Below are 23336 nucleotides of genomic sequence, written 5' to 3' on the forward strand. Positions count from 1 at the left end.
GATAATAAGGGGTATCGTCTAAGCAAACCTGCTGACTTCTGGGCATGGGCATAATCCCGTTCCTCTTCCTTGAGAAAACAAAGATTAAGTATAGAAGAAAGATGAGAAACAAGCCGGAAAAGTCTATAAGCTACGTATTTACAGCCTTTTTTCTATGCCTGTCTTAGTAATTGGTCTAAGTAATTGTTGGTGATTGGTTCATTAAATCGGCCAATTTAGGGATGTTTCTTTTTCAGAAAGTGCCCATAGCTTGGTTTGTGCATTTTTATTTAATACAAAGGGTTCAATTTTGCTGCCATCAACAGGCCCGCCAAAATTCATCAGCCCTGTAGGACCATAATAAGCTCGCTCTTCCAACCCCTCTTGGGTAGCACACATTACTTCAGGGTAAGCCCCTTTTTCAGCCGTTTGAGCGAGTCCAATCTTCACCATAAATACCCAAGAAGCTCGAGTCATAAAGCTAGCACTTTCTCTGATCAAAGAGGTTTTTGATGCCCCCGGATGACACACATACACCTTCACTGCTTTGCCAGCGGCTTTGATTCTGTCCTGCAACTCGTAAGCAAACATGGTTTGTGCCAATTTGCTTTGGCTATAGGCTTTATTGGGGTGATAGTTTTTATCCCAATTCATATCATCAAACTGAATGCATCTTAAGCCCATCTTATGGCCTTCACTAGAAACAACCACAATTCTGCCTTGTGAGTTTTCGATTCGTTCGAAGAGTAAGCCAGACAATAAAAAATGGCCGTAGTGGTTCACTCCAAGCTGACTTTCAAAACCATCGGCTGTCAGCTGTTGTTTGGCAATTTGTGCAATAGCACCATTGCATATCAGCGCATCAATGCTAGGAACTTTTTCCAATATTTCTGTTGCCGCTTGTCGAATGGAATCAAGTTTGGCTAAATCTATCGTGATATAGCTCACTTTTGCTGTGCTACCAAATTCCTTTTTCAGCTTTTCAATAGCTACTTCAGACTTGCTTGCGCTGCGATTTAGCATCACAACATTCGCCCCCTTAGACAACAAAATGCGAGCCCCCTGAAAACCCACTCCCGTATTGGCCCCGGTAATCAGATAAGTTTTTCCGGTTAACGCACTTAAATTGTCAGGTGTCCAGCCTTTAGGACCAAATTGTTTTTGCATTGTCATCTCTATCTTCCTGTATATTTTGCTAAATACTTCAATTCAGATAGATGCACTATAAGATCAAAAAATCGATATAAATAGGCGAAATACTCTTTAAAATATGCCTATTTGTATCAGTCTTTTGTTTCAGGAAAGAAGAAGTGTTAGGTTATCATTCTCTTTTTAGCTAACGTATATGAAGCGATGAGCAAACAACGAATCGAACAACTCATTAATGCCAAAATAAACACAAGCGGCATGATGGACAGCGGTATAAAAGGTGTGCACTTATTTAAAATCACAGAGCCTATTCGCTGTGCGCCCGCCGTTTATGAACCCTCAGTGACGGCGATAGTTTGTGGTAACAAAGAAGCTATTGTGGATGGTAAAAAGCGCTTCTACGACGACAATCGTTATATCTGCTGTACCATGTCTATGCCCATTGAAGCAGGCACCCCGAACGCTTCACCAGACACCCCATTAATAGGGGTTTATATTGCACTTGATACCAGTGTGATGACGGAACTTGTCTTGGAGTTAGCCAGTTCAACTGCTGCGTTTCGTATTTCTAAAAACACCACACAGCCTCAAGGTCTATCAACAGCGTCTTGGGACGACAACTTTACGGATGCGCTGTATCGCCTGCTACAGCTGGATGAAAGCCCTATTGATTTACCGATACTCGGAAAAAGCCGGTTACGCGAACTTTACTACGCGATATTAAAAGGTGAAGCAGGTAAGTCATTCAGCAGTGCATTTGGTGTGGGTAATGAAATCGCCCGCTCAATTGAGTTTCTATCCGCTCATTTACATCAAACAGTCACGATCGAAAGCATGGCGGAACAAATAGGCATGAGTCGGGCTGTGTTCCATCGTAAATTCAAGCAAGCAACCAATATGTCCCCCATTCAATTCGTCAAATCAATGAGACTTAACAATGCTGCAAAGAAAATTGCTGAAGGCACCAATGTGAACCTTGCTGCCATGGAAGTGGGCTATGCTAGCCCGTCACAATTTAGCCGAGAGTTCAAACGAATGTATGGCTTATCACCAAAGCAATGGAGCCAAGTACAAAATGAAGATAAACTTAGGCCCAATCATCCGTAACACGAACAAAGTATTTGCCTCCCACTAAAGTAACAATGCTTGATATTTCGCTCTGCTCACTCTCACAGCATTAAGAAAGCACACAGTAAAATCTAACGCATTGTATTTATTAGCTTTTATCTATGCCTGTCTTAGATGTTCGACTATTTCGAAATGAACGGTGTCCCCCTACATCAAAACCCCGTAAAATCCCGATTTTTAGTACGTGTGTGCTGTTAAGTGAATTGATACCAATTAAAGAGACTATAGAATGACCGAGCAAGTTCAAGTAATCGCAACGCACAATGGCAACTTTCACGCAGACGACGTATTTGCGGTAGCCGCGCTTAAACAGATTTTTCCATCGATAGAATTAATACGCACACGAGACTTAGACGTCATAGCCAAAGCCGACATTGTGTTAGATGTAGGTGGGATATACGACCCAGAAAAAGACCGTTTTGATCATCACCAAAAAGGCGGCGCAGGGGCACGAGAAAATGGCATTCCATTTTCTTCATTTGGATTGATCTGGCAAAAGTACGGCCTAGCAATATGCGCAGGCAATCAAGAGGTCGCCAATTCATTGGATAAAAACTTAGTATCCACCATAGATGCAATAGATTGCGGACACGTAGAAGGCGTAGCAACAGGCATTAGCCTGAGTCAAACCATCTCAATGTTTAACCCTACATGGCAGGAAGAAAGCGATTTTGATGCCTGTTTTGATGAAGCCGTTGCTTTTGCATCGCGTATACTCACTCGATTCATTGCAACTGCAAGTGGCGGCGTAAACGCTAGAAGCATAGTTGCCAACGCCATAGAAAAAGCCGCGGACCCAAGAGTAATAGTATTAGAACAATACACGCCATGGAAAACCACTGTCCTTAAGTTATCACAAGACGCCTTGTTTATGGTCTACCCGTCCCAAACAGGGCAATGGCGGATACAAACCGTGCCTGTTGAGCTTGGCTCATTTGAAGACCGTAAAAAACTCCCTGCACCGTGGGCAGGTTTGTCTGATAAAGAGCTGCAAGACGTAACAGGATTAAACGATGCCATGTTCTGCCATAACGGCTTGTTTATCGCAGGCTGTGCCTCGTTTGAAAATACTATGAAAATGGCAAAAATGGCGTTGGATTATTAACCCTTAAAAAAGACCATTGTTGGACAGGCACCCTTAAAACCCAGTAACTACGAGGTTTTTTGCATGCCTGTCCTACTAACCCCTATCCTACTAACCCCCTAGATAGGCCACTGTTTTTAATCTGGTTTGTTAGTCGAGGTACTTAAAACTGTCTGCGCCATCGAAATGCCTGATGGGTATATCGTTAAACAGTGCCCAGTTTGCCATACGTATGTTCACAGCGACTCTCTTTGTACCATCATCTCTTTGTTGCGTGTAATGCGTTGTGCAGCCGCATTTTGAGCAACTGTGATAACTGCGAAGTTGATTACCCCACACATAAACATTTGATGGCAGTTTCTCAGCAATCATGACTTGGTCCACTGTATAATAAGCCCACAGTGCACCTATTCGATAGCAAATGGAGCAGTTACAGCTTGTTATAGTGTCGGGGACTTTACTTGTTGTTAAAGATAGATTGCCACAATGACAAGTTGCTTCGAACATATGAGTGATTCCCTTTACCATTTCACCGAACAATAGCTATTGATACTTTTTATGTAACACAGATGAAACAGTCAACTACTTTCACAAACTGATGTAGGACAGGCACAGTTAAAACCCAGTAATATCGAGGTTTTTTGTATGCCTGTCCTAGTTATTTGGTTAAATTAGTGTGGCCGGAAGCGGTTAATTGTTTGACTCGGGGTTTCACCAAAAAGGCGTTTATAATCTTGGCCAAATTAGCCATGAAATGCAGTAAAACGGCTGCATTATTATAAATAATACAGCCTCCCTTACCCCTACAGCGTTCTCTTACTGAAAGGGGACGCTAATTTAAGGGACCTGACTTTATGTCGGTTATTGTTGGCGTTAGTTGTTGAGGAAGAAAGTAGCCCCTGCTTTTACAGGGGCGCTTCTATCCGTTGTCGCTAAACCGTAAAGCGTTTGGTGATATCTGTTAGCTTGCCGGTAATATCATTTAACGTCGATGCCGTTTCTACCGTCTGGGCCGACTCACTGGTTACCGAAATAGAGGAGTCATTGATCGCAGTTATATTGCTGTTCAGCTCACGGGTGACAAGATTCTGCTCTTCAGCGGCGCTGGCTATTTGGGTGTTCATCTTGAAGGTCTCCTGAATTGCCGCGTTGACTTTCCCGATAGCATCGCCCACTTTATCTGAGCTCTCAACGGCAAAACCTATCTTGTTGGCACTGCCTTCAATCGCTGTAGTCAGCTCATCACTTCTTCCTTGGATTGTCTTGATCATCGAGTTGATCTCTTCAGATGACTCTTGGGTTTTCTGGGCTAGATTCCTAACCTCGTCAGCGACCACAGCAAAACCACGACCATGTTCACCCGCCCTTGCCGCTTCGATTGCAGCATTCAATGCCAGCAAATTCGTCTGCTCAGAAATCCCGACTATCACATCCAAGATACTGCTGATCTGGGTGCTGTCCTCTTTTAACCCGTCTATTTTTGATTTAATTCCGTTATTTTCTATCTCGACAGAACGAATGGAGTCTATCGTCTGGTCAACTAGGGTCAGAGATTCGCTGGAGATGTCTGTTGCGTTCTGAGTTACCGTCTGGGTTTCCGCGGCACTTTGAGCAATCTCATTCACACTAGCTTGCATCTGCTCCATTGATGAGGCCAGAGTAGACAGCTCTTGTTGCTGACTTTGCATGCTCATGGAATTATGCTGAGAAGTACTTACTACCAGACCTGACGCATTTGCTAGCTCTTTAGCAGAATGGTTTAGCTGACTAACGGTTTCACTTAATGACGTTTGCATGCCGGAAAATGAACGCGCTAACGTGCCGATTTCATCGTTTTTGTATTTACTCAGATCAATATTGTTATTCAGGTTACCGGAGGCAATGTTCTGAGCGACTGTGGTCATTTTCTCTAGTGGAATGCCAAGTGCTCGTCGCAAGAAGAAGTTAGCAAACAACAGAGCAAGTAAAACCACTACCACTGCAGCAATGATCGAGTTAATCGCCGCACTTCTTGCCGCTGCGAGGATATACTCTTCTGGAACCTGAACGCTCACGTAAAGCTTTGCGTCTTCAGAGTAAACCAGATACTGATAAAAGCCATCTTGTAAAACGATGTGGTTCAGCAAAGACTGATAGTGTTGTTCGTTGCTACCTGTCAAATCAAAAATATTCTTGCCGACCTCCTCTTGATTGCTGCTACCAATAATAAAGCCGTCTTTTCGAAAAGCAGATGTTTGGTAGGCGCTGTCCTGAATAGGGTCAATAACCAATTTTGACAAATCATTCATCGGCTTGTTGACGCTCATCATACCGATAATCTGACCATCACGCTTAATCGGCTCAGCCCAAGCAATCACCATATTGCCGTTGATAGACTTGTAAGGGGTAGTGATACAGAACTGGCCGGTACTCAGTACACATTGATACCACTCTCTCTTGGTGATATCTAATTTAGACAGTGGTATCAGCTCTCCAGTTATATCAGCAAGACCTTTTGCTACCAATCCAATGTAAGAAACAAGTGAATTCGTACTGGAATTTAACGCCTCAAGGAACGCCTTGCGCTCTGTGTAATTTGCTTCTATGTCATAAACATTAGCCGCAAAATTCAGTGATGATTTGACTGACCGTGCATAGAAGTCAACCGAAGAGGAAATCTCTCTACTATTGTTAACCAGCTTCTCTAAGCTGTTTTCCTTAGAAACCTGATTGATTTTTGTGTAACTCAAACTGGCTACCACACCTCCGACAAGGATAGAGCTGATGGCAAGGAGTAAGAAAATTTTAAATCTAAGGGATAAAGCACGGTTTTTTGTCATATTATTTACCAAGTAGATGTCAATTGTCGTTTTATATCACTAGCAGGTTATTTAAGTGACGAATGATATGTGCAGTATAATTGTATGTTGCTTTCTTTACAGAAAATAGACCATTAGTAAATTTTATAGTGATCAGTTTCTTGTCAAATCTGTGCACCTGTAGGCAGTCGTTTTTGGGCAATTTTACCCCACAAAAATTCACATAAACAATTTAATAATAGGGTCAAATCTATTCACAAACTCGATAGCTTGGCAATCGTATATACCTATTGAATACTCACTATTTTCGAGGAAATAAAAATATGCTGCATTAGCTGGCTTAGCGCTAGGCTCATTACTTTGCTTTCATTATTTACAAAAAATTGAAAGCTTCCAGCGATATGGAGTGAAGGTGTGGGCGGCTATAAAAATTGAAAAGTAATGTCAGATTTATGATCCGTTTACAGGATCAGAAACATGACTTTCTAATCTGACAACAGGCTAGCGGATGGTTAGATTTGATTATTAGGGCTTAAGTGCTTTTCCATTAAAAAATTAACTAAGTAAATACCGCTTCTTTGTACTTTACTCTGCTTGATCACAGAAAACCCACGATGCTCAAAAAACGACCGAGCAATGAGCGATGCTTCAACATACAACCGGTTGATATTTTTAGATTTTGCTTCCTTGAGCAAGTGCTCATACAAGGTGGATGCCACCCCCTTCCCTTGAAAGTCAGGATGGGTATAAACACAGTCAATGTGACCATCTGCCTCCAACTCGATAAAACCAGCAACACGATTTTCAATGACTGCTAAAAACGGTTTTTTTTCGTTTAATCGCTTAATCCAACGCTCATAATTAACCGGCGTAGGCGCCCAAGCGTCTTTTAGCTCTGGTGAATAGACAGAAGAATCAATTGCATGAACTGATTGATAAAATAAGTCAGCAATTTCCTTCGCTCTCTTTGACAAGTAGCTTTGTATATCCATAGCAACCTTAATACCGAATAATATTGTTTATAAAACGTACAAAAATAAGACTTAAACCCTCAGAGTTATTTAATACTATATATCTGTATAAAATACAGCCTTCATCACCTTCAAAATCGAATTTTTACTAATCAGTAAAGTAGAAGTATTTCTTCTTTCTACAGCATAGAGTTTCGGTGTTTTTTAATACACTTAACATTACTTTCATATTCAATATCATAACGCCCCGCTGATAAAACCACATCATAGATAAAGGGTGCGGACTGCTTTACTATATTTATCTTGGTTGCGGTATTCGATCAGCAACCCGCTTGCGTGTTAGCGCTATCCCTAGAATTATTAATAACATCGCCGCTAGGCTATGCCATTCAATGCTTTCGCCCAAAAGAAGCGCGCCAGTAAAATACGCTACGACGGGGATCACGTAATTAATATACGAAAGAAAGGTCGGACCTGCCGTGGCGATAACGCTAAACAAAATAATGGTGCCATACGCTGTTGGTCCAACCCCTAACCACAACATGGATAACGTGGCTTTTAAAGAATAACTTTGTTGCCACGGTAAATCTTGCCAGAGCCACAATGGCACGACAGCAATGCTCGAAACAATCGTCATGCCAGCCGCGGTGACAACAGGATTATAAGAAGGTAATCGCCTCACCAAAATGGCATTTACCGCATAACTAAACGTAGCGAGTAAAATCAATAAACCACTGAGTAAGTTACTGTGGGCGCCTACTAATGACGGCCAAAGCACAATCACCACGCCAGTAATACCTAGCAAAAAACCGAAGATTTTAAAGCGATTTAGGCTTTCTCCAGAGACAAAATAATGCGCCAAAATCATGGTCGCCAGCGGCATAAATGCCATCAACAACCCAGTAATGCCTGAGCTAATATCCTTTTGTCCGGTGGAAATCAAAAAGAATGGCAACAAGTTACCCGCAATACCCAGCAACAAAAATCCCCCCCAAGCCAAGGGTTCCGTAGGCAAGCGCCAACCCTTAGCATACATAAAGAGAGTAAGAACAATCGCTGCAATCAAGACTCTAAGAGCGACGATAGCCACAGGACTAAAGCTTTCCAGTGAGACAGCGGTAAACATAAATGACGTTCCCCACAGCAGAATGAGTAACAGCAGAGAAAACCAGCTTTTTAAAGTAGGTGTGTTGTTATGAGCCATATGATTGATCCAATTAGCATTCTTACCGTATACATAAAGAAAGAGTGTACCCGACAAACTCCCGCTTATTTGATGTTTTTAATGCCCACTTTCTTCAAAGTCAGATTTAAGATCAAGTCTCTCTTTAGACACTCGGGTGCTGATCCTGCTTGAAAGCACACAGATTAAGCATAGATAAGATTAGAGGAAACGAAATAATGCTTTGTTTTTATTGGTTTTTTGGTATGCCTGTCTTGGTTAGGTGGCGTTGGTTTTTTAGTATGCCTGTCTTGGTTAGGTGGCGTTTAGTAATTCCAAAGTCCATTGTGCTTTCTACCCTGTGGTCTGCCATAGCGCCCGCAACACCGGACAATTTGGAGCGCAGTGGAAAATTGACCCGTGTGATTGCGCTTGTTAGCTGCTACCACATTCTACTTTTAACGTAGTGTGTATATATTCGCGTATATTGTTCGTCCATTTTTTAACAGTACTTTTGTTATTACCCGCTGGTATGCCTCTCCTTCAAACTCATCAAGACTAGCCCAATGATCTGCCAGATTTTCAGAGGTAAACACAAAACCTTCAATCTCTTTACCTGATTCATCCAGTTCAAGTCCAGGAAACCCCATCTCTGCTCCCCAACCTTTATCCTTCAGAATTCCCCTTACGCTTGCAGTCTCCCATGCACCACCAATATCACTAAGTACATGCTCGTTGGGACGACCGAGGCCTAGTGTTCCGTATACAAATAATTTTTCTTTCACTTAAGAATCTCCTCGACAGCTAACATCTTACTTAGTGCGCATACTCATTAACACATTTTAAAAAACCTCTAAACATTCCTATAACTAAATGATTTTAAGAATTTTATAAAGCTATCCACAAAATTAAAAACTGGCTAAACGAGCATGCGCGCTTACACTTTTATCCCCAGCCTCTTATCTCTGCACTGTGAATCATTAGCCATTGATTTTAAAACGGTTTTTTATTTTATTCCAGTGTAAACACGCAAAATATAGCCATTCAAAATGGCTAAATAAGCAAGCAATAGATTCGTTTAGAAATACCCCCATTTTCCGTCTTCCCCTTGAAGAAAAAAGGGGAAGAAACTCATACTCGTATTCATAGAGTCTTTGCGGTAACAAATCTTTGTGAAACCGTGGCTTTCATTGCCAAATTCCCGTCGTGCCTCCATTCATTCTGGCCTACGTTTAAGCAAGCTCAATCGGTGTTTTCGATGAGGTAGGCGGCAGTTTCAAAGAGAAACGCCAGTTGGGCTGGATTAGCTGCTGTTGATGATTTAGCTGTGAGGTCGAGGTCAGGTCAAAGCCCTTTTTGAAGTAGTTTTCTGGCTAAAATAAGACCTGTAGGGCAAAAAGGGGCTCGACCCTAAGCAGTATTTTGACTGTAGTATTTATGCAGGCATAAGTTATTGGCCGCTCTTTTTTAGGCAAACGCATAAGACAATCATGTTCGTCCAGCAGACATCTGGAATTTAAAGGGATCAGATGAAAATAAAGCTTAATTTTTTCAAACACCCGATTCTATAACCTGGTGTTTTAAATTTGCCTTATTTTTCTAGTTTGCCTGGCAACATACGTTTTAACGTATCGTCTTTTTGTACGAAGTGATGATATAGCGCTGCGCTAGCATGCGTAGCAATTAGCAGCCAAAGCACCCAAGCTCCACTAATGTCTTGATGGAAAAAATCCCATTTCTTTTCCCAGATATCCCATTCGGTATTGAACAATTCCAGAATCCACTGCCCTATCCCTGTTTCACGAAAAGTGGGTATCTGAAAGATTCCATAGTCAACTGAACCACCGAAGCCAAACCATCCCGAAATTGGCATTGCAAACATAAAGAAATAGAGAATCCAATGCATCCAGTGAGCAGTATAACTTTGCCATTTTGGCATGACTGACATTTTGGGTTGGGGATTCATCAACCTCCACCCGATACGAAAAGAAGCCCAAAGAATGACGCTAAAACCTATGGCTGCATGTATATGCAAGCTAGGGCGATATAGGGGATCGTCATTGCCTAAAAACCAAATTCTATAATATATGATCACATAAGCAGCGAGAAAACAAAAAACTACAATCCAGTGAAACCATTTAGCAATACTGCCATAAGTCCTTTCAGAATTTTTTATCATTTCATTCTCATTCAACATGTAAATTATTAGGCATTGATATCCATTCAAAGTCACTTTTTCTCGCAGTGACATAAAAGCTTAATAGTACGAATTTTTACAACTCTCCAAATACCTTTATAAATCACTGAATTATATTCAGTTTATAAAGCCATCAAAAAATTAAAAACTAGCTAAACGAGTGTGTGCTTTATCACTTTTATCTTCAGTCTACTATCGCAGAAAACTGAATCATTAGTCATTGATCTTAAGGCGATTTTTATTTTATACCAGTGTAAACTGGGAAAAATATGGTGATTCAAAATAGCTAAACAAGAAAACAATAGACTCGTTTAAAAATAACCTTTCTGCTTATTGATTTTTTCTATCATGAATTGCCTACCTAGCGGCCTTAATTTTGCAATTAGATTCTATTTAAAGGGATCTGCCCCCTTTAAGATCATAGGAAAAGCTTTACTGAAATTTGGCTCGCCACCTAGTAACACGCTCTCTATCACGGCCTTCATATGTTTGAATCGTTGATGATAAATCCCGCTCCGCGTCGCTTTCTTTATCATTAGCTATCGATGTTAATGCCATGGTGTACCAGGCTGTCACACCACCACTCGGTGGTGATTCAAATGTTGGAAAATTGAGCCGTGTTTCAGTGCCTGTTGTCCACTCCTCCGCAAGTTCTGGGTTGAGGATGAGAGCACGACCTAAACCAACGCAATCGACCGTATTAGAAGCCAGTGCATTCAATACCTGTTCACGATTCTTAAAACCACCAGTAACCGCTAAAGGTTTAGTGGTGATATCTCTTGCTTTAACAGCAAAATCGACAAAGTACGGACCACTTGATGTACTATCGGAGCTTGATTTTGCGCCCGGAAAATACGAGCCGCCGCTTACCTCAATCAAATCAATCGAGGTTGTATCTAGAATACGTACGACTTCTAACGCTTCTTGCTCAGTCAAACCACCTTCTAACTGATCTGAAGAATTTATTTTGATGCCAATGGGAAACGTGTCACCAAGGGTTAATCTAACTTTATCAATAATCTCTACAATAATTCGACTACGAGATTCAACAGAACCGCCGTACTGATCTGTGCGAAGATTAAACAGCGGTGACAAAAACTGACTCAATAAAAAACCATGGCCGGCATGGATTTGTACGCCAGTAAAACCCGTATCTTTTGCGATTTTCGCTGCTTTTGCATACATCTCTGGTAGTTGAGATACATCTTCCTCTGACATGCCCAAACACTCGAATTCACCTATTTTAAGGGCTGATGGGCCTTTTGCCTGGCTAAGTGGCTCATACGCCAATGCACCGGCATGACCTAATTGAGGCCATATATGAGCATCATTAACAGATGCTCGGGCGGTTAATGCTTTCAACGCGTCGTAATCTGCATGATGATCTAATACCAAATTACCCGGCGCTTCAGGATATTCAGGCGTTATTTGTACTTCCCCGATAATTGATAAGCCAACACCGCCTTTTGCCCATCGTTCATAGAGGCGAGTTTGGCTTTCAGTAGCATTACCTTCACCATCTCCGAGAGAGTCTGACATGGCTGATTTAATGAGGCGGTTTTTAATGACGGCTCCGCAAGGAAGTTCCAATGGTCGGTTCAATAACTCATTGTTGATTAATGCTTGCGTCATACTTTTCTCTCAAATTAATTTAAACAATTTTAATGTAAAGGGATCTGACCCCTTTAATATACTCTCGGCTTATTTTAAGTAGCGCCCTTCTAGATGTTTTCTAAAATGCGCGGCATTTAGGGTTTCGCCGGTGGCGCGTTTGACCAGTTCATCTGTGGTATGAAGCGAGGCTTGTGACCAGATATTATCGCTGAGCCATTGGAAGATGGGGCTTAGGTCGCCGCTTTGGATGGCGGCGTCGCAGTCAACGGTGTTGGTCATGGTGGCTTTGTATTGGGCGGCGTACATGGCGCCAAGGGTGTAACTTGGGAAGTAACCGAAGGCGCCATCGGTCCAATGAATGTCTTGCATGCAGCCGTTTTTGTAGTTGTCTTTAGTGGAGAGACCAAGAGACGCTTTCATTTTTTCGTCCCACAAGGCGGGCACGTCTGTGTGTTCAATGAAGCCGTTAATCAGGTCGCGTTCTATTTCATAGCGTAAGATCACGTGCGCTGGGTAAGTGAGCTCATCGGCGTCGACTCGAATGAAGCCTTTGTCCACACGAGTGTAGATTTTCTGTAGATTTTGTTCGGCAAATACAGGGTCTTGGTGTGCGTTAAAAGCGTCTTTTGAAAGTCGTGACAAATGCGATACGAAAGCTTTGCTACGCCCTACTTGCATCTCAAAGAACAAAGATTGGGATTCGTGAATGCCCATGGAGCGCGCTTCGCCTACGGGTAATCCTGCTAGGGCTTTTGGCAATCCTTGTTCGTATCGTGCGTGGCCAGTTTCATGAACAATGCCCATTAAAGCTTGCACGAAATCAGCTTCGTCATAGCGCGTGGTAATGCGCACATCCGATGCTACACCACCACAAAATGGGTGCACGCTTTCGTCTAAACGACCGCGTTCAAAATCAAATTGCAGCAGCTTCATGACTTCAAGGCCAAGGGCTTTTTGCGTAGCGCTTGAGTAGTTGCCAGTAGGCATGATGATGGATTCAGAACGCTGTTTGTTTAACGCCTTTTCAATCAGATCTGGCAGCCAAAGCTTCACATCGGAAAATAAAATATCTAACGAGGCGCTGCTGGTGCCAGGCTCAAATTTATCCAGCATGGCGTCATACGGAGTTAATCCTAGCGCGGCGCCACGGATTTGCGCTTCTTCTCTTGAAAGGGCTACAACTTCTTTCCAGTTTTTCTCAAAGCCTGCCCAATCATTGTCTTGGCGTTGTGCGCGCCATGCATGCTCACATTTAGAGCCCGCCATGGATTGCGCTTGCACTAAAGCTTCTGGCAGTAAAGCAGCCTGTTGCCATTGGCGTTTCATTTCTCGCAGACTAGCTTGTTGTTCGAAGGTTAATGTTTCTTGTGCCGCCTTAGCAAACCACTCTTCCAGCTGAGGCTGGGTAGATAATCTGTGTACATGAACCGACAGTTCCGCCATCGCAGCGGCGCGTGCGTCATTGCCACCAGCTGGCATATTGGCCGCGGCGTCCCAGCCAAGCATGGCTTGAGCGTGGTTAAAATGATGAATGGTTTGGTAATGGGCACTAAGTTGATCGTATGTAGACATGGCTCTCTTCTTTTTCATTAGCAACAGAGTTTGCTCGTTTAAACGGCGTTTATCTTGCCATCATATTACATGCTTTCTAACTGGGATAGATTCTCATCACAATCAAATCGCATCGCTAAATCATTATCTCCGCTGATTCTTTTCCATAACGCCAGCCACCAGCTACCTTATAGAGTAACCAGTTGATTATTTAACAATCAGTTTCTGATAGACGCACCACCTAGTGACAAACCAGCGAAGCTACAAAGAAATGAAAAAATTGAGCAAAAAATACGCATAGACAAGGTGGATTTTTTTAAATATAGTTATTTCACCCCATTAAGTACTATTGTATAACAAATAGGATTTTTTGGATCAGATCATATAATAAGGATAAAAAAAATGATGACCCTACATAGACACCTAAAGAAAATCGCAAAAGCCACATTGGTTGGTGCAGCCTTTGCCGCACTCGCTACTTCTGCCAATGCAGACACCACACTACGTGGTGCCAGCATGTTTGATGAACAACACGCTTTCACTAAAACCTTGATGAAATTCGATGAACTCGTTGGCCAATATTACAGCGGCGATGTGACTTTTGATTTACGTCTTAATGGTGAGCTGGGCGTCGAAAAAGATTACGTAACCTTTTTGAACCAAGGTGTTGCCATTGACTACACCATTTTAGCGCCGTCTAACATGGCACGCTTTGCGCCTTCTATTCCGCTCATGGATATGCCGTTTTTATTTCGCGATCTAGACCATTGGAATGCGGTACTGTCGAGCAATGTATTAGCACCGTTGGAAAAAGAGCTGTCTGAAAAAGCCGATATTGTCATTGTGGGTTACGCAGGCGGCGGAACACGCAACCTAATTTCCAGTGAAAAAATCTCTAATATGCAAGAGCTAGCTGGCCACAAAATGCGTGTAATGGGCGCCCCTATTCAGGCTCAAGTGTTTAATGCGATTGGCGCAGCGCCTTCTGCAATTTCCTACAACGAGGTGTACAACGCCATTCAAACCGGTGTGGTAAACGGCCTGGAAAACGAAGCGGCCAGTATTCAAAACTTAAAATTCTATGAAGTGGCTCCTTACCTGACCAAAACAGCCCACTCTATTACCGTTCGCCCTATCGTGTTCAGTGGTAAAAGTTACCGCAAACTACCAAAAGACCTTCAAGCCGCCATTATGAAAGCAGGTAAAGAAGCCGGTAATTATGGCCGTGAGTTAGAGTCTCGTGAAGATGCGATCAAGCTGAAACAAATGGCAGACGCGGGGCAAATTATGGTGTCTGATTTTGCCAATCGTGAAAAACTGCTTGAGATGGTAAAACCCGTTCAAGATAACTATGCCGCAAGCTTAAATGCGACGGATTTGCTGACGGCAATTCGTAACAAATAATACCTTGCGCTGGAAGCCCTTACCCTCTCCGTAACCCATAGGTTCACGGAGTGGGTATTTTCATTCTCGCATTCTATCTTGGAAGATTTTTATGATTAAACGCATTTTGGAATCGCTGTGTAACATTCTGCGAGTGCTGCTAGGGATACTAGTAGGCGTATTAGTTATTCCTGTCGTGATGCAAGTTGTGGCTCGCTATACTGGCATTATCCCTGTCTATTTGTGGACCGAAGAACTCGCCACTTTTATTTTTGTTTGGGTCGTAATGATCGGCTCTGTGATCGCCGTCTGGGACAACATGCATTTTGATGTCCAAGTCATTCCAGATAGTAGCAACCCCCTTATTCTGTTTATTCAACAAGCGATTGTCTGCCTGCTCGTCGGCTTATTTGGAATACTGTTCGCTTGGTATGGCATTGAATACGCCAAATTTGGTTTTATCCAACACTCGGTTATGATGAACGCGAACCTGTTGGTTACTCACATCACCATTCCTCTTGCCGGTTTTTTATGGGGTGTTTTTTCCCTTTACCGTATGTACGAAGCCTTTGAACATTATCGTGCCACTTCTAAAAGGATTGCTTCATGATTCTTACTACCGGACTCGCATGCGCACTCTTAGTGGGCAGCTTTATTCTCTTGGTGGTGGTCCGTGTGCCCGTTGCCTTCGCGCTGGGCCTTGCCACCATTCCTGTGATTGCGCTGGAAATCCGCTTAACGCCTTTTATCATCATCGACCGAATGTTTCAGTCTTATAACTCCTTTATTTTACTGGCGGTGCCCTTCTTCTTATTGGCCGCGAATTTAATGAACTCGGGGAAAATAACCGACAAACTCATCGATCTTGCCAGAGTGCTCACTGGCTGGATGCCCGGTGGTTTAGGCCATGTTAACGTGGCGGTTTCCATGTTGTTCGCAGGCATTTCCGGCTCTTCAACAGCCGATGCCGCCGGTTGCGGCAAAATTTTGATCCCTGCGATGATCAAAGAAGGCTATGATCGACGCTTTGCCATTGCCATTACTGCCTGCTCTTCTGTCATGGGGGTGATTATTCCGCCTAGCATTTTGATGATTGTGTGGGGTGGTGTTATGCAAGTGTCGGTCGGCGCCCTGTTTCTGGCAGGAGCCATCCCCGGCATCATGATTGGCTGCGCCTTGATGGCCACTGTTTATGGTTTCGCTAAGGTATACAACTACCCCATTGCTCTAAAACCCACTTGGTCTTCCTCGTTTAAAGCTTTTAAAGGCGCCGCTTTGGCCATGTTGACCCCAGTGTTTGTTATTGTGGGGATAGTCGCAGGCATTGTGACCCCTACAGAAAGTGCCATTATTGCGGCAGGCTATTCCTTGTTTTTAGGCATGGTGGTGTACCGCACGGTTACACCTCGTGAAGTGGGCACCATTTTATACGATACCGGCCGCTTCGCCTCCATCTCACTGTTTGCGATTGGTACGGCGTCTGTTTTTGGCTGGTTATTGGCTTATTATAATGTGCCTCGTCTAATCATCAGCGTGCTCACCGACATGCAATTAGGCAGCTTTGGAACAGGTTTAATTATTGCCTGCTTGTTCTTGTTTTTTGGCCTCTTTATTGACGCTATTCCAACCATTATCATTTTAGGCACTGTGCTATTACCTGTGGCTATTCAAGCAGATATATCCCCTGTGGTGTTTGCTATGATCGGCATTATCTCACTCGCTTTTGGCTTGGTGACACCCCCTTATGGGCTCTGTTTGCTAATCTCTGCGTCCATTGGCGGAATGAATGTTATCAGCGTCTTAAAGCAGGTGATGATCATTCTTTTGCCTATGCTGCTCATTTTGCTATTGGTGATCCTCTTCCCAGAGATCTCCCTCTGGTTGCCAAGTACCTTAATGCCAAACTCATTCAAATAGACGCATGCCACCACCACGATGTTATGCCATCGTGGTGGTAGCCATGCCTGATACATAAAACGACCTTAAAGCAGTCCAACAAAAAAACCGGCAAGCCCGTCTTTGATGGACACTGTCCATATAAATGAACAGGAAACAGCATGGATTATAAAAACAAACTGGTGCGTTTCACCCCAAACCGTGTGTGGCGCACCTATACTGGCGGCAAAATTCTTGATCAACTTGAAGAGAAAGCCGACCCTCAAGACACGCATTTTCCAGAAGATTGGATCGGCTCCACCACTCAAGCGGTAAACCCCGATCGAGAAGAGGTGATTGAAGGATTATCCCACGCCTTGGTGGGCACTAAGAGCCAGCGCTTCGACACGCTACTGGCATTGGACCCAGATTATTTTTTAGGCACACAACACCATAAAGCCTTTGGTGTTAATCCGATGTTACTGGTGAAGTTTTTGGATTCTTCGGTTCGCCTGCACTTTCAAGCTCACCCCACTGCGGAATTTGCCCGTGAACACCTAAACAGTCACCACGGCAAAGCAGAAGGCTATTACATTTTAGAGGTTCGTGAAGACATCACCGAGCCTTATGTTTATGTGGGCTTTCAACATCCCCCTTCGCGCAGCGCCTTTAAACAAATGATAGAGCAGCAAGACATTGCCGCGATCGAAGCTTGTTTTGAAAAAATCCCCGTAAAACCTGGCGATTGTTTGTATATTCCGGGCGGCTCACCTCACGCCATTGGCGAAGGGATTTTAATGGTTGAAATTATGGAACCATCAGATTGGGCGGTGCGCTTTGAGTTTTCCAAAGCTGGCTACACCATGCCAGAAGAAGCTCGCTTTATGAAGCGTGATCTCGATTTCTGCATGAATGTTTTTGATTTCACTCAGCTATCAGTGGCAGACGCCATTCAAACCTTTTATCAGCAAGCTAAGAAGATACGTCAATATTCCGCTCAGGCTTTCCAAGAAAGCTTGATCGATGACTCGGTCACCGACAAGTTCCGGGTTAAGAAGTCCACCATTACCGGCACCATAGACAAGGCCGAAGAAGACTTTTACATCGCGATTGTGGTGCGTGGTGAGTGTCATATCCAAATAGGCGACGAGGTCACTCATGTGCAACAGTTCGACCGTTTCTTCTGCCCTGCTGGTATCAAAAGCCTCACCATTAGCTCGATTGCTGGGGTGGAAATTTTGGAGTGTTATCCACCCTCCATCACCTAACAAGGTGATGTCTGAGAAACCGAACTCCGGCTGATCAATGTGTATTTAACGAATAAAAATAATGTGTTTCATAGGGAGAAATAAAATGACAAAACCAACAATCGGATTTATTGGCCTAGGTTTAATGGGGGCGGCCATGGTCGGTCGTTTGCAATCTTTAGGCTATTCGTTAACTGTGATGGGCAATGTTTCCCGTCCGCGAATCGATGCTGCCGTTGCCGCGGGTGCCGTAGAAGCAAGTAGTCCTCGTGAGCTGGCACAAAGTTGCGATATTGTGATGCTGTGTATGGATACATCGGCATCTGTAGAAAGCCGTATGCGAGGAGAAAATGGTGTAATCAAGGGGTTAAAAAATGGCGCTGTGGTGATTGATTTTGGCACCTCTTTACCTGCTTCCACCATCGCCCTTGGTAACGAAGTCGCCGCGGTAGGTGGCACCTATTTAGACGCCCCATTAGGCAGAACACCCGCTCAAGCGGTGGATGGCTTATTAAATATTATGTGCTCCGGCGACGCGACGGCGTTCGAGAAAGTTCGTCCGATACTGGAAGATCTTGGCGAAAATATCTTCCATCTTGGCAAGCTTGGTTCTGGTAACACAGTAAAACTAATCAATAACTTCTTTGGCATGACCACCGCCAGTGCCATGGCAGAAGCTTTTGCCATGGCTGACCAAGCAGGCGTCGACCGACAGGACCTTTACGAGGTTATGTCCGCTGGGCCGTTACGCTCTGCAATGATGGATTTTGTTAAAGCTTATGGGGTCGATGGCGATCCAAGCAAATTGGGCTTTTCGATCCGAAATGCCGCCAAAGACGTGGGATATTATCGCCAAATGGCAACAGACCTTGAAACCAAAAGCATCATGTCTACGGGCACCAACGAAGCATTCTCCGGCGCCGTCAAACAAGATATGGGCGACAAAATGGTGTCAGAAATGGTCGATTTCTTTAGCCACAACCTCAGTCAAAAATAGCGCGGGATATTGGCGCTCCATCCCCCTTTGTTTTTTTCATGACAAACGCCTAGCGACTTTTTCTCCTAGGCGTTCTTTTTGCCTGCAAAAAAAACCTTTCCTCACCCTTTATGCTCCCCTAAAAGCACATAAGCCATGATTTCAAAAGTTACAAAAGAGCTCTTTAGTTTCATTAATAAGGAGGCGACTTCCGCTGCTGAAGAAGCTTGATAGACTGCGGCGCACAAATAAAACAAACACAAAGTGAGACCTCCATGATTACAAACGATACTATGCAGGCGTCGAGTCAAGGTGCCCAAAAAGTCATCTTAACCATTGCGGCGGCGATTATATTATTCGCTACCTTTGAAAATAAAATGCCTGGCGGCATGATTGGTGCGCTAGGCGCCATGGCGATTATCGGTTTTGTCTTAAATTATATTGGTGATAGAACGCCGATTATTAGCCAATTTTTCGGTGGTGGTGCCATCGTAGTTATCTTTGGTTCCTCTTACCTTTTCCATAAAGGTATCTTCCCTACGGAAACCGCAGATCAAATCACCACCTTTATGAAAAGCGGTGGTTTTCTTGCTTTTTACGTGGCCAGCCTAGTGACCGGATCGATTTTCGGCATGAGCACACAAACACTAAAAAAAGCAGCCCTTAAATACATCCCTGTTATTTTAGGCTCAGCCGCCGTTGCCTGTTTATTAACTGGCCTAGTCGGCATGCTGGTTGGCAAAAGTTTTTATGACGCCGTCATGCTTATTGCTCTCCCTATTATGGGCGGCGGCATGGGTGCAGGGGCGGTGCCTCTAGTACAGATCATGTCGGGTAAAACAGGGATGGATGCGCAAACCTTAATGTCCCAAATGGTACCGGCTTTGGCAATTGGTAATGCGATTGCCATTGTCATGGCAGGTTTGCTCAACAAATTAGGGCAAGTGATGCCAAGTTTGACCGGCAATGGCGAGCTTATTCGCGGCGCAACGGCTGAAGTGGAAAGCGAAGAAAAAGAAGCCGCCGTCGATTTAAAAATGCTGGCTATCGGGGCGCTACTGGCGATCTCCATGTTCTTCTTTGGCACCCTGTTGTCTATGGTTATTCCAATGCACCCATATGCATTAATGATCATTTCGATTGCGCTTATTAAGGTATCTGGCTTGATGCCAAAAGCCTTTGAGCAAGCGGCGCATGCTTGGTACAAATTTGTTGTTGGTAACCTAACACCGGCCTTGCTGGTTGGTATTGGGGTGGCATACACCAACTTAGACCAGATCATTGCAGCGCTCACACCTATGTACTTCGTATTGGTCTTTGTGACTGTTTTGGGTGCTGTTATTGGTGCTGGTTTAATCGGCAGAATGATGGGGTTCTACCCTATCGAAGCGGCTATTACCGGTGGCCTTTGTATGGCCAATATGGGCGGCACAGGTGACGTTGCTGTGCTTGCTGCCAGTCGTCGTATGAAACTGATGCCATTTGCGCAGATTTCCTCTCGCATTGGTGGAGCCTTTATGCTGATTTTGGCAACCCTTGTGGTACAAGCAATCGCCTAATCAAATTAGAGAAGAGGCGCTAAGCCTCTTCTCTTATCTCTTTTACGTTCATGTTGTATAATCAGTCTCTTATTATTTTGACCTTGATTCACCCATGACGCTTAAGTCTTACCTTGCTCTGATTACCTTATCAACCGTTACTCTCATTGTTATCGTAGTAGGATTGGTACTGGGTTACTCTCTTCAAAACGCCTATTTAGAAGGCATCAGCCAACGGGGCTTAGAACTGGGTCGAGTCATTGCTCACAATGAAAAAGTGGTACACGCGGTAGAACAAAGCAACCAAGGTAAAGCCAGTTATATAGCCGGCTATATTGAGACCTTGCGCGCTCAAACCGACGCTTCTTATATTGTGGTGGTGAATAAAAACGCCATTCGTCTTAGTCACCCCATCGCCAAACGTGTCGGCAAACGCTTTGTTGGGGATGATATTTTGCTCGCTTTACACCATGGCAAAGACGACACCAGCGTGGCGACAGGCACCCTAGGTAAAGCGATCCGCAACTCTGTACCCATCCGTCATAATGGCGAGATTATTGGCGCCATCAGTATCGGCTATTTATTGCAATCTACCAGCGCACTGATTTTCAATCACCTAAAAGAAGCGGGGCTTTTAGTCGGCTTCGTGTACCTGCTCTGCATCGTCATTGCGGTTTTTTTATTGTTCAAACTAAATCGAACGTTTCTTTCCCTAGAACCTGAAGAGATTGTACAAAAGTTTAAAGAGCAAGAGCTCCTGTTGGACAGCATCCGCGATGGTATTATTGCCATAGATAACCACCAAAAGATCACCACTATTAACAGCACCGCGGTCGAGTGGCTGGACAAAAACATTCCTAGCAGACAACAAGTTATTGGTGAGCCTTTAAGCCTACATTCTCAACATTTGTCGCATTTCGCATTAGAGGCCAAGGGGCAAATAAGCAAGCGTTCATTTAACCTCGGCAAGCTCAATTTCATTGCCAACTTATACCCCATGCAACACAAAAAAGGCCAGTTTGGCTATGTCATCGTGTTGTACCCAGATCACGATGAAAAAGCCCTCGAACAAGAACTCATCACCACCAAAAACTACGCCGACCTACTGCGCACCAAAACACATGAATATTCTAATCGACTCAATGTTCTCTCTGGCATGCTGCAAGCAGAACACTATCGAGAAGCCATTGAGTACTTACAGCAGGAGAGTGACGGCTACCAGAAAATACTGCGCCAAATTATTCAGTCGATCGACAACAGTGCTATCGCAGGCTTAATACTCGCCAAGTACAGCAAAGCGATTGATTCGAACATCAAGTTTCACGTTGATAATGATTGCCAGCTTGGACATTATTCATCTCATGTTTCTGAACGCCTTGTGACCCTAGTTAGTAACCTTCTAGACAATGCCCTCCTTGCCGCCTGGACCAACCGAGACAATCATACCCCTGAGATCAGTCTGTACATTAGTGACCGTAGTGCCCACATAATGATTGAGGTAGAAGACTCTGGTGCAGGCATCGCAAAAGACTTAGAAAATAGTATTTTAGATTTTGGTATCAGCAGCAAACACAACTCAGAACAGCACGGTATCGGGTTATACTTAGTGAAGAAAATTGTCGATCAATACCGAGGCAGCTTAGATTGGGAACGCAGCGAAACAAACACTACCGTATTTAGCGTATATTTAGACAAGCAGGCTCTCATCCAATGAACACCATTCCCGTCATGATAGTAGAAGACGACATTCGTGCTAGCTATGTTTTAGAAAACACCATCAATCAACATGCTGATTTTGAAGTGGTTGCCGTGTGTGAAAACGTTGCCGAAGCAAAAATTAAAGCCGAGGCGTTTTTACCAGAACTGGTGATGGTCGACATCACCCTACCAGATGGAAATGGCATTGAGTTAATTCGCAGCTTAAAAAGCAGTGGCTTTCAAGGTGCTTTTATTATGACCACGGCAGAACGTGAAACCAGTACGATCGAAAAGAGCATTCAGTTGGGAGTGATGGATTACTTGGTCAAACCGATTCGTATGTCTCGTGTACTACAGGCTTTATCCGACTACACTGAGCTGCGCCAACAACTGTCAAAATCGGCCAAAATCGACCAACAAAGCATTGACCTTCTGTTCCGCAAACAAACGCATTTAGATAAGAGTAGAAAAACGCCTAAGGGTATCGATCAAAAGACCTTAGAGGTGCTAAACAAGCACCTAGAAGACTTAAAAGACACAAGCTTTACCGCGGAAGAAATAGGCAACGCGATTCATTTGAGTCGTATTACCGCTAGGCGTTATTTGGAGTATTTAGAAGCCCAAGGCTTGGTTGAAATGAACCTAGACTACAAGACAGGTGGCCGCCCTAAACAGCGCTACAAAAAGCTCTCGGCCAACTAGCGCAATAAGGCATCAAGCTCATCAATGGCCGCTACCCATTCGGAGTCATGGGTCCATTCCTGACTGAGAAAGGTTTTCTGAGCGTCATTGAAGAAACTGGCTTGGGTGAGTTTTACCGTACTAGGCAGACCGCCATGGTGCTCAATAAATTGCTCAACATCCGCTTGCTTATCACCTAAGCCCAACTGGGCAAATAAGCCGACAATGGTGTGCGATGACGTATCCATAATGTGTCTCCTTTATTGACATAAAACATTCCACAAAAAGAGAGAAAATAGCCTTTC

The 23336-nt window shown here is 43.9% G+C and carries 20 protein-coding genes; 10 read left to right on the top strand and 10 right to left on the bottom strand.

Translation table 11 applies throughout. The annotated features are described in order from the left end of the window. Positions 1 to 201: 201 nt before the first annotated feature. Positions 202 to 1152, bottom strand: a complete 951-nt coding sequence (locus DFP81_RS06835; RefSeq protein ID WP_115897030.1) for an SDR family oxidoreductase — start codon at positions 1150 to 1152, stop codon at positions 202 to 204. 180 nt (positions 1153 to 1332) lie between these two features. Between DFP81_RS06835 and DFP81_RS06840 the strand changes: the two genes are divergently transcribed. Together DFP81_RS06840 and DFP81_RS06845 are read left to right on the top strand one after the other, a co-directional pair. After that, positions 1333 to 2235, top strand: coding sequence for an AraC family transcriptional regulator (locus DFP81_RS06840; RefSeq protein ID WP_115897031.1), 903 nt, complete (start codon positions 1333 to 1335; stop codon positions 2233 to 2235). 250 nt (positions 2236 to 2485) lie between these two features. Continuing rightward, the gene (locus DFP81_RS06845) at positions 2486 to 3361 is read left to right on the top strand and encodes an MYG1 family protein (RefSeq protein ID WP_115897032.1); all 876 of its coding nucleotides are present in this window, start codon (positions 2486 to 2488) and stop codon (positions 3359 to 3361) included. A gap of 129 nt (positions 3362 to 3490) precedes the next feature. Here the strand turns inward: DFP81_RS06845 and DFP81_RS18655 are convergent, their stop codons facing one another. The 8 genes from DFP81_RS18655 to DFP81_RS06885 form a co-directional block, all read right to left on the bottom strand. Then, positions 3491 to 3868 carry a GFA family protein gene (locus tag DFP81_RS18655; RefSeq protein ID WP_484172075.1) on the bottom strand — a complete coding sequence of 126 codons (378 nt, stop codon included), beginning with the start codon at positions 3866 to 3868 and terminating at the stop codon, positions 3491 to 3493. Between the two features lie 404 nt (positions 3869 to 4272). Beyond that, positions 4273 to 6159, bottom strand: a complete 1887-nt coding sequence (locus tag DFP81_RS06850; protein WP_115897033.1) for a methyl-accepting chemotaxis protein — start codon at positions 6157 to 6159, stop codon at positions 4273 to 4275. A 491-nt stretch (positions 6160 to 6650) separates the two neighbouring features. Next, the gene (locus tag DFP81_RS06855; protein ID WP_115897034.1) at positions 6651 to 7130 is read right to left on the bottom strand and encodes a GNAT family N-acetyltransferase; all 480 of its coding nucleotides are present in this window, start codon (positions 7128 to 7130) and stop codon (positions 6651 to 6653) included. 277 nt (positions 7131 to 7407) lie between these two features. After that, the gene (locus tag DFP81_RS06860) at positions 7408 to 8313 is read right to left on the bottom strand and encodes a DMT family transporter (protein WP_115897035.1); all 906 of its coding nucleotides are present in this window, start codon (positions 8311 to 8313) and stop codon (positions 7408 to 7410) included. A 416-nt stretch (positions 8314 to 8729) separates the two neighbouring features. Then, positions 8730 to 9056 (bottom strand): gamma-glutamylcyclotransferase family protein, encoded by a 327-nt coding sequence (locus DFP81_RS06870; protein ID WP_115897037.1) that lies wholly within the window; start codon positions 9054 to 9056, stop codon positions 8730 to 8732. An 806-nt stretch (positions 9057 to 9862) separates the two neighbouring features. Then, a complete protein-coding gene (locus DFP81_RS06875) occupies positions 9863 to 10450 on the bottom strand; it encodes a cytochrome b (RefSeq protein WP_181903054.1) in 588 nt (195 codons plus the stop codon). A 450-nt stretch (positions 10451 to 10900) separates the two neighbouring features. Beyond that, positions 10901 to 12100 carry an NADH:flavin oxidoreductase/NADH oxidase family protein gene (locus DFP81_RS06880; RefSeq protein ID WP_115897039.1) on the bottom strand — a complete coding sequence of 400 codons (1200 nt, stop codon included), beginning with the start codon at positions 12098 to 12100 and terminating at the stop codon, positions 10901 to 10903. A gap of 69 nt (positions 12101 to 12169) precedes the next feature. Further along, a complete protein-coding gene (locus DFP81_RS06885) occupies positions 12170 to 13654 on the bottom strand; it encodes a carboxypeptidase M32 (protein ID WP_115897040.1) in 1485 nt (494 codons plus the stop codon). 381 nt (positions 13655 to 14035) lie between these two features. On the opposite strand from DFP81_RS06885, the gene DFP81_RS06890 reads away from it, so the two are divergent. From DFP81_RS06890 to DFP81_RS06925, 8 genes are all read left to right on the top strand, one after another. Next, positions 14036 to 15037: a TRAP transporter substrate-binding protein gene (locus DFP81_RS06890; protein WP_220342864.1), complete on the top strand. Its 1002-nt coding sequence runs from the start codon at positions 14036 to 14038 to the stop codon at positions 15035 to 15037. Positions 15038 to 15128: 91 nt separating this feature from the next. Next, positions 15129 to 15626, top strand: coding sequence for a TRAP transporter small permease (locus DFP81_RS06895; RefSeq protein WP_115897041.1), 498 nt, complete (start codon positions 15129 to 15131; stop codon positions 15624 to 15626). Next, on the top strand, positions 15623 to 16933 hold the full coding sequence (locus DFP81_RS06900) for a TRAP transporter large permease (protein ID WP_115897042.1): 1311 nt from the start codon (positions 15623 to 15625) through the stop codon (positions 16931 to 16933). Before DFP81_RS06895 ends, DFP81_RS06900 begins: the two co-directional genes overlap by 4 nt. A gap of 140 nt (positions 16934 to 17073) precedes the next feature. Next, positions 17074 to 18159, top strand: a complete 1086-nt coding sequence (locus tag DFP81_RS06905) for a class I mannose-6-phosphate isomerase (protein ID WP_115897043.1) — start codon at positions 17074 to 17076, stop codon at positions 18157 to 18159. A gap of 85 nt (positions 18160 to 18244) precedes the next feature. Then, a complete protein-coding gene (locus tag DFP81_RS06910; RefSeq protein WP_115897044.1) occupies positions 18245 to 19135 on the top strand; it encodes an NAD(P)-dependent oxidoreductase in 891 nt (296 codons plus the stop codon). Between the two features lie 254 nt (positions 19136 to 19389). Then, complete coding sequence (locus DFP81_RS06915; RefSeq protein WP_115897045.1) at positions 19390 to 20673, top strand: 2-hydroxycarboxylate transporter family protein; 1284 nt, start codon at positions 19390 to 19392, stop codon at positions 20671 to 20673. A gap of 94 nt (positions 20674 to 20767) precedes the next feature. Further along, positions 20768 to 22366, top strand: coding sequence for an ATP-binding protein (locus DFP81_RS06920; protein WP_115897046.1), 1599 nt, complete (start codon positions 20768 to 20770; stop codon positions 22364 to 22366). Further along, entirely contained in the window at positions 22363 to 23052 is a 690-nt protein-coding gene (locus DFP81_RS06925) for a response regulator (RefSeq protein WP_115897047.1), read from the top strand. The genes DFP81_RS06920 and DFP81_RS06925 overlap by 4 nt, the downstream gene beginning before the upstream one ends. Here DFP81_RS06925 and DFP81_RS06930 read toward each other — a convergent pair. After that, entirely contained in the window at positions 23049 to 23279 is a 231-nt protein-coding gene (locus tag DFP81_RS06930; protein ID WP_115897048.1) for a DUF2789 family protein, read from the bottom strand. The genes DFP81_RS06925 and DFP81_RS06930 overlap by 4 nt on opposite strands. Between the last annotated feature and the right edge of the window lie 57 nt (positions 23280 to 23336).

Source organism: Marinomonas pollencensis, assembly GCF_003387375.1.
Classification (GTDB): domain Bacteria; phylum Pseudomonadota; class Gammaproteobacteria; order Pseudomonadales; family Marinomonadaceae; genus Marinomonas; species Marinomonas pollencensis.

Bases quoted from the DNA above. Each gene is read 5' to 3' on its own strand.
- DFP81_RS06835 (WP_115897030.1), bottom strand. From the start codon at position 1,152: ATGACAATGCAAAAACAATTTGGTCCTAAAGGCTGGACACCTGACAAT.
- DFP81_RS06840 (WP_115897031.1), top strand. From the start codon at position 1,333: ATGAGCAAACAACGAATCGAACAACTCATTAATGCCAAAATAAACACA.
- DFP81_RS06845 (WP_115897032.1), top strand. From the start codon at position 2,486: ATGACCGAGCAAGTTCAAGTAATCGCAACGCACAATGGCAACTTTCAC.
- DFP81_RS18655 (WP_484172075.1), bottom strand. From the start codon at position 3,868: ATGGTAAAGGGAATCACTCATATGTTCGAAGCAACTTGTCATTGTGGC.
- DFP81_RS06850 (WP_115897033.1), bottom strand. From the start codon at position 6,159: ATGACAAAAAACCGTGCTTTATCCCTTAGATTTAAAATTTTCTTACTC.
- DFP81_RS06855 (WP_115897034.1), bottom strand. From the start codon at position 7,130: ATGGATATACAAAGCTACTTGTCAAAGAGAGCGAAGGAAATTGCTGAC.
- DFP81_RS06860 (WP_115897035.1), bottom strand. From the start codon at position 8,313: ATGGCTCATAACAACACACCTACTTTAAAAAGCTGGTTTTCTCTGCTG.
- DFP81_RS06875 (WP_181903054.1), bottom strand. From the start codon at position 10,450: ATGATAAAAAATTCTGAAAGGACTTATGGCAGTATTGCTAAATGGTTT.
- DFP81_RS06880 (WP_115897039.1), bottom strand. From the start codon at position 12,100: ATGACGCAAGCATTAATCAACAATGAGTTATTGAACCGACCATTGGAA.
- DFP81_RS06885 (WP_115897040.1), bottom strand. From the start codon at position 13,654: ATGTCTACATACGATCAACTTAGTGCCCATTACCAAACCATTCATCAT.
- DFP81_RS06890 (WP_220342864.1), top strand. From the start codon at position 14,036: ATGATGACCCTACATAGACACCTAAAGAAAATCGCAAAAGCCACATTG.
- DFP81_RS06895 (WP_115897041.1), top strand. From the start codon at position 15,129: ATGATTAAACGCATTTTGGAATCGCTGTGTAACATTCTGCGAGTGCTG.
- DFP81_RS06900 (WP_115897042.1), top strand. From the start codon at position 15,623: ATGATTCTTACTACCGGACTCGCATGCGCACTCTTAGTGGGCAGCTTT.
- DFP81_RS06905 (WP_115897043.1), top strand. From the start codon at position 17,074: ATGGATTATAAAAACAAACTGGTGCGTTTCACCCCAAACCGTGTGTGG.
- DFP81_RS06910 (WP_115897044.1), top strand. From the start codon at position 18,245: ATGACAAAACCAACAATCGGATTTATTGGCCTAGGTTTAATGGGGGCG.
- DFP81_RS06915 (WP_115897045.1), top strand. From the start codon at position 19,390: ATGATTACAAACGATACTATGCAGGCGTCGAGTCAAGGTGCCCAAAAA.
- DFP81_RS06920 (WP_115897046.1), top strand. From the start codon at position 20,768: ATGACGCTTAAGTCTTACCTTGCTCTGATTACCTTATCAACCGTTACT.
- DFP81_RS06925 (WP_115897047.1), top strand. From the start codon at position 22,363: ATGAACACCATTCCCGTCATGATAGTAGAAGACGACATTCGTGCTAGC.
- DFP81_RS06930 (WP_115897048.1), bottom strand. From the start codon at position 23,279: ATGGATACGTCATCGCACACCATTGTCGGCTTATTTGCCCAGTTGGGC.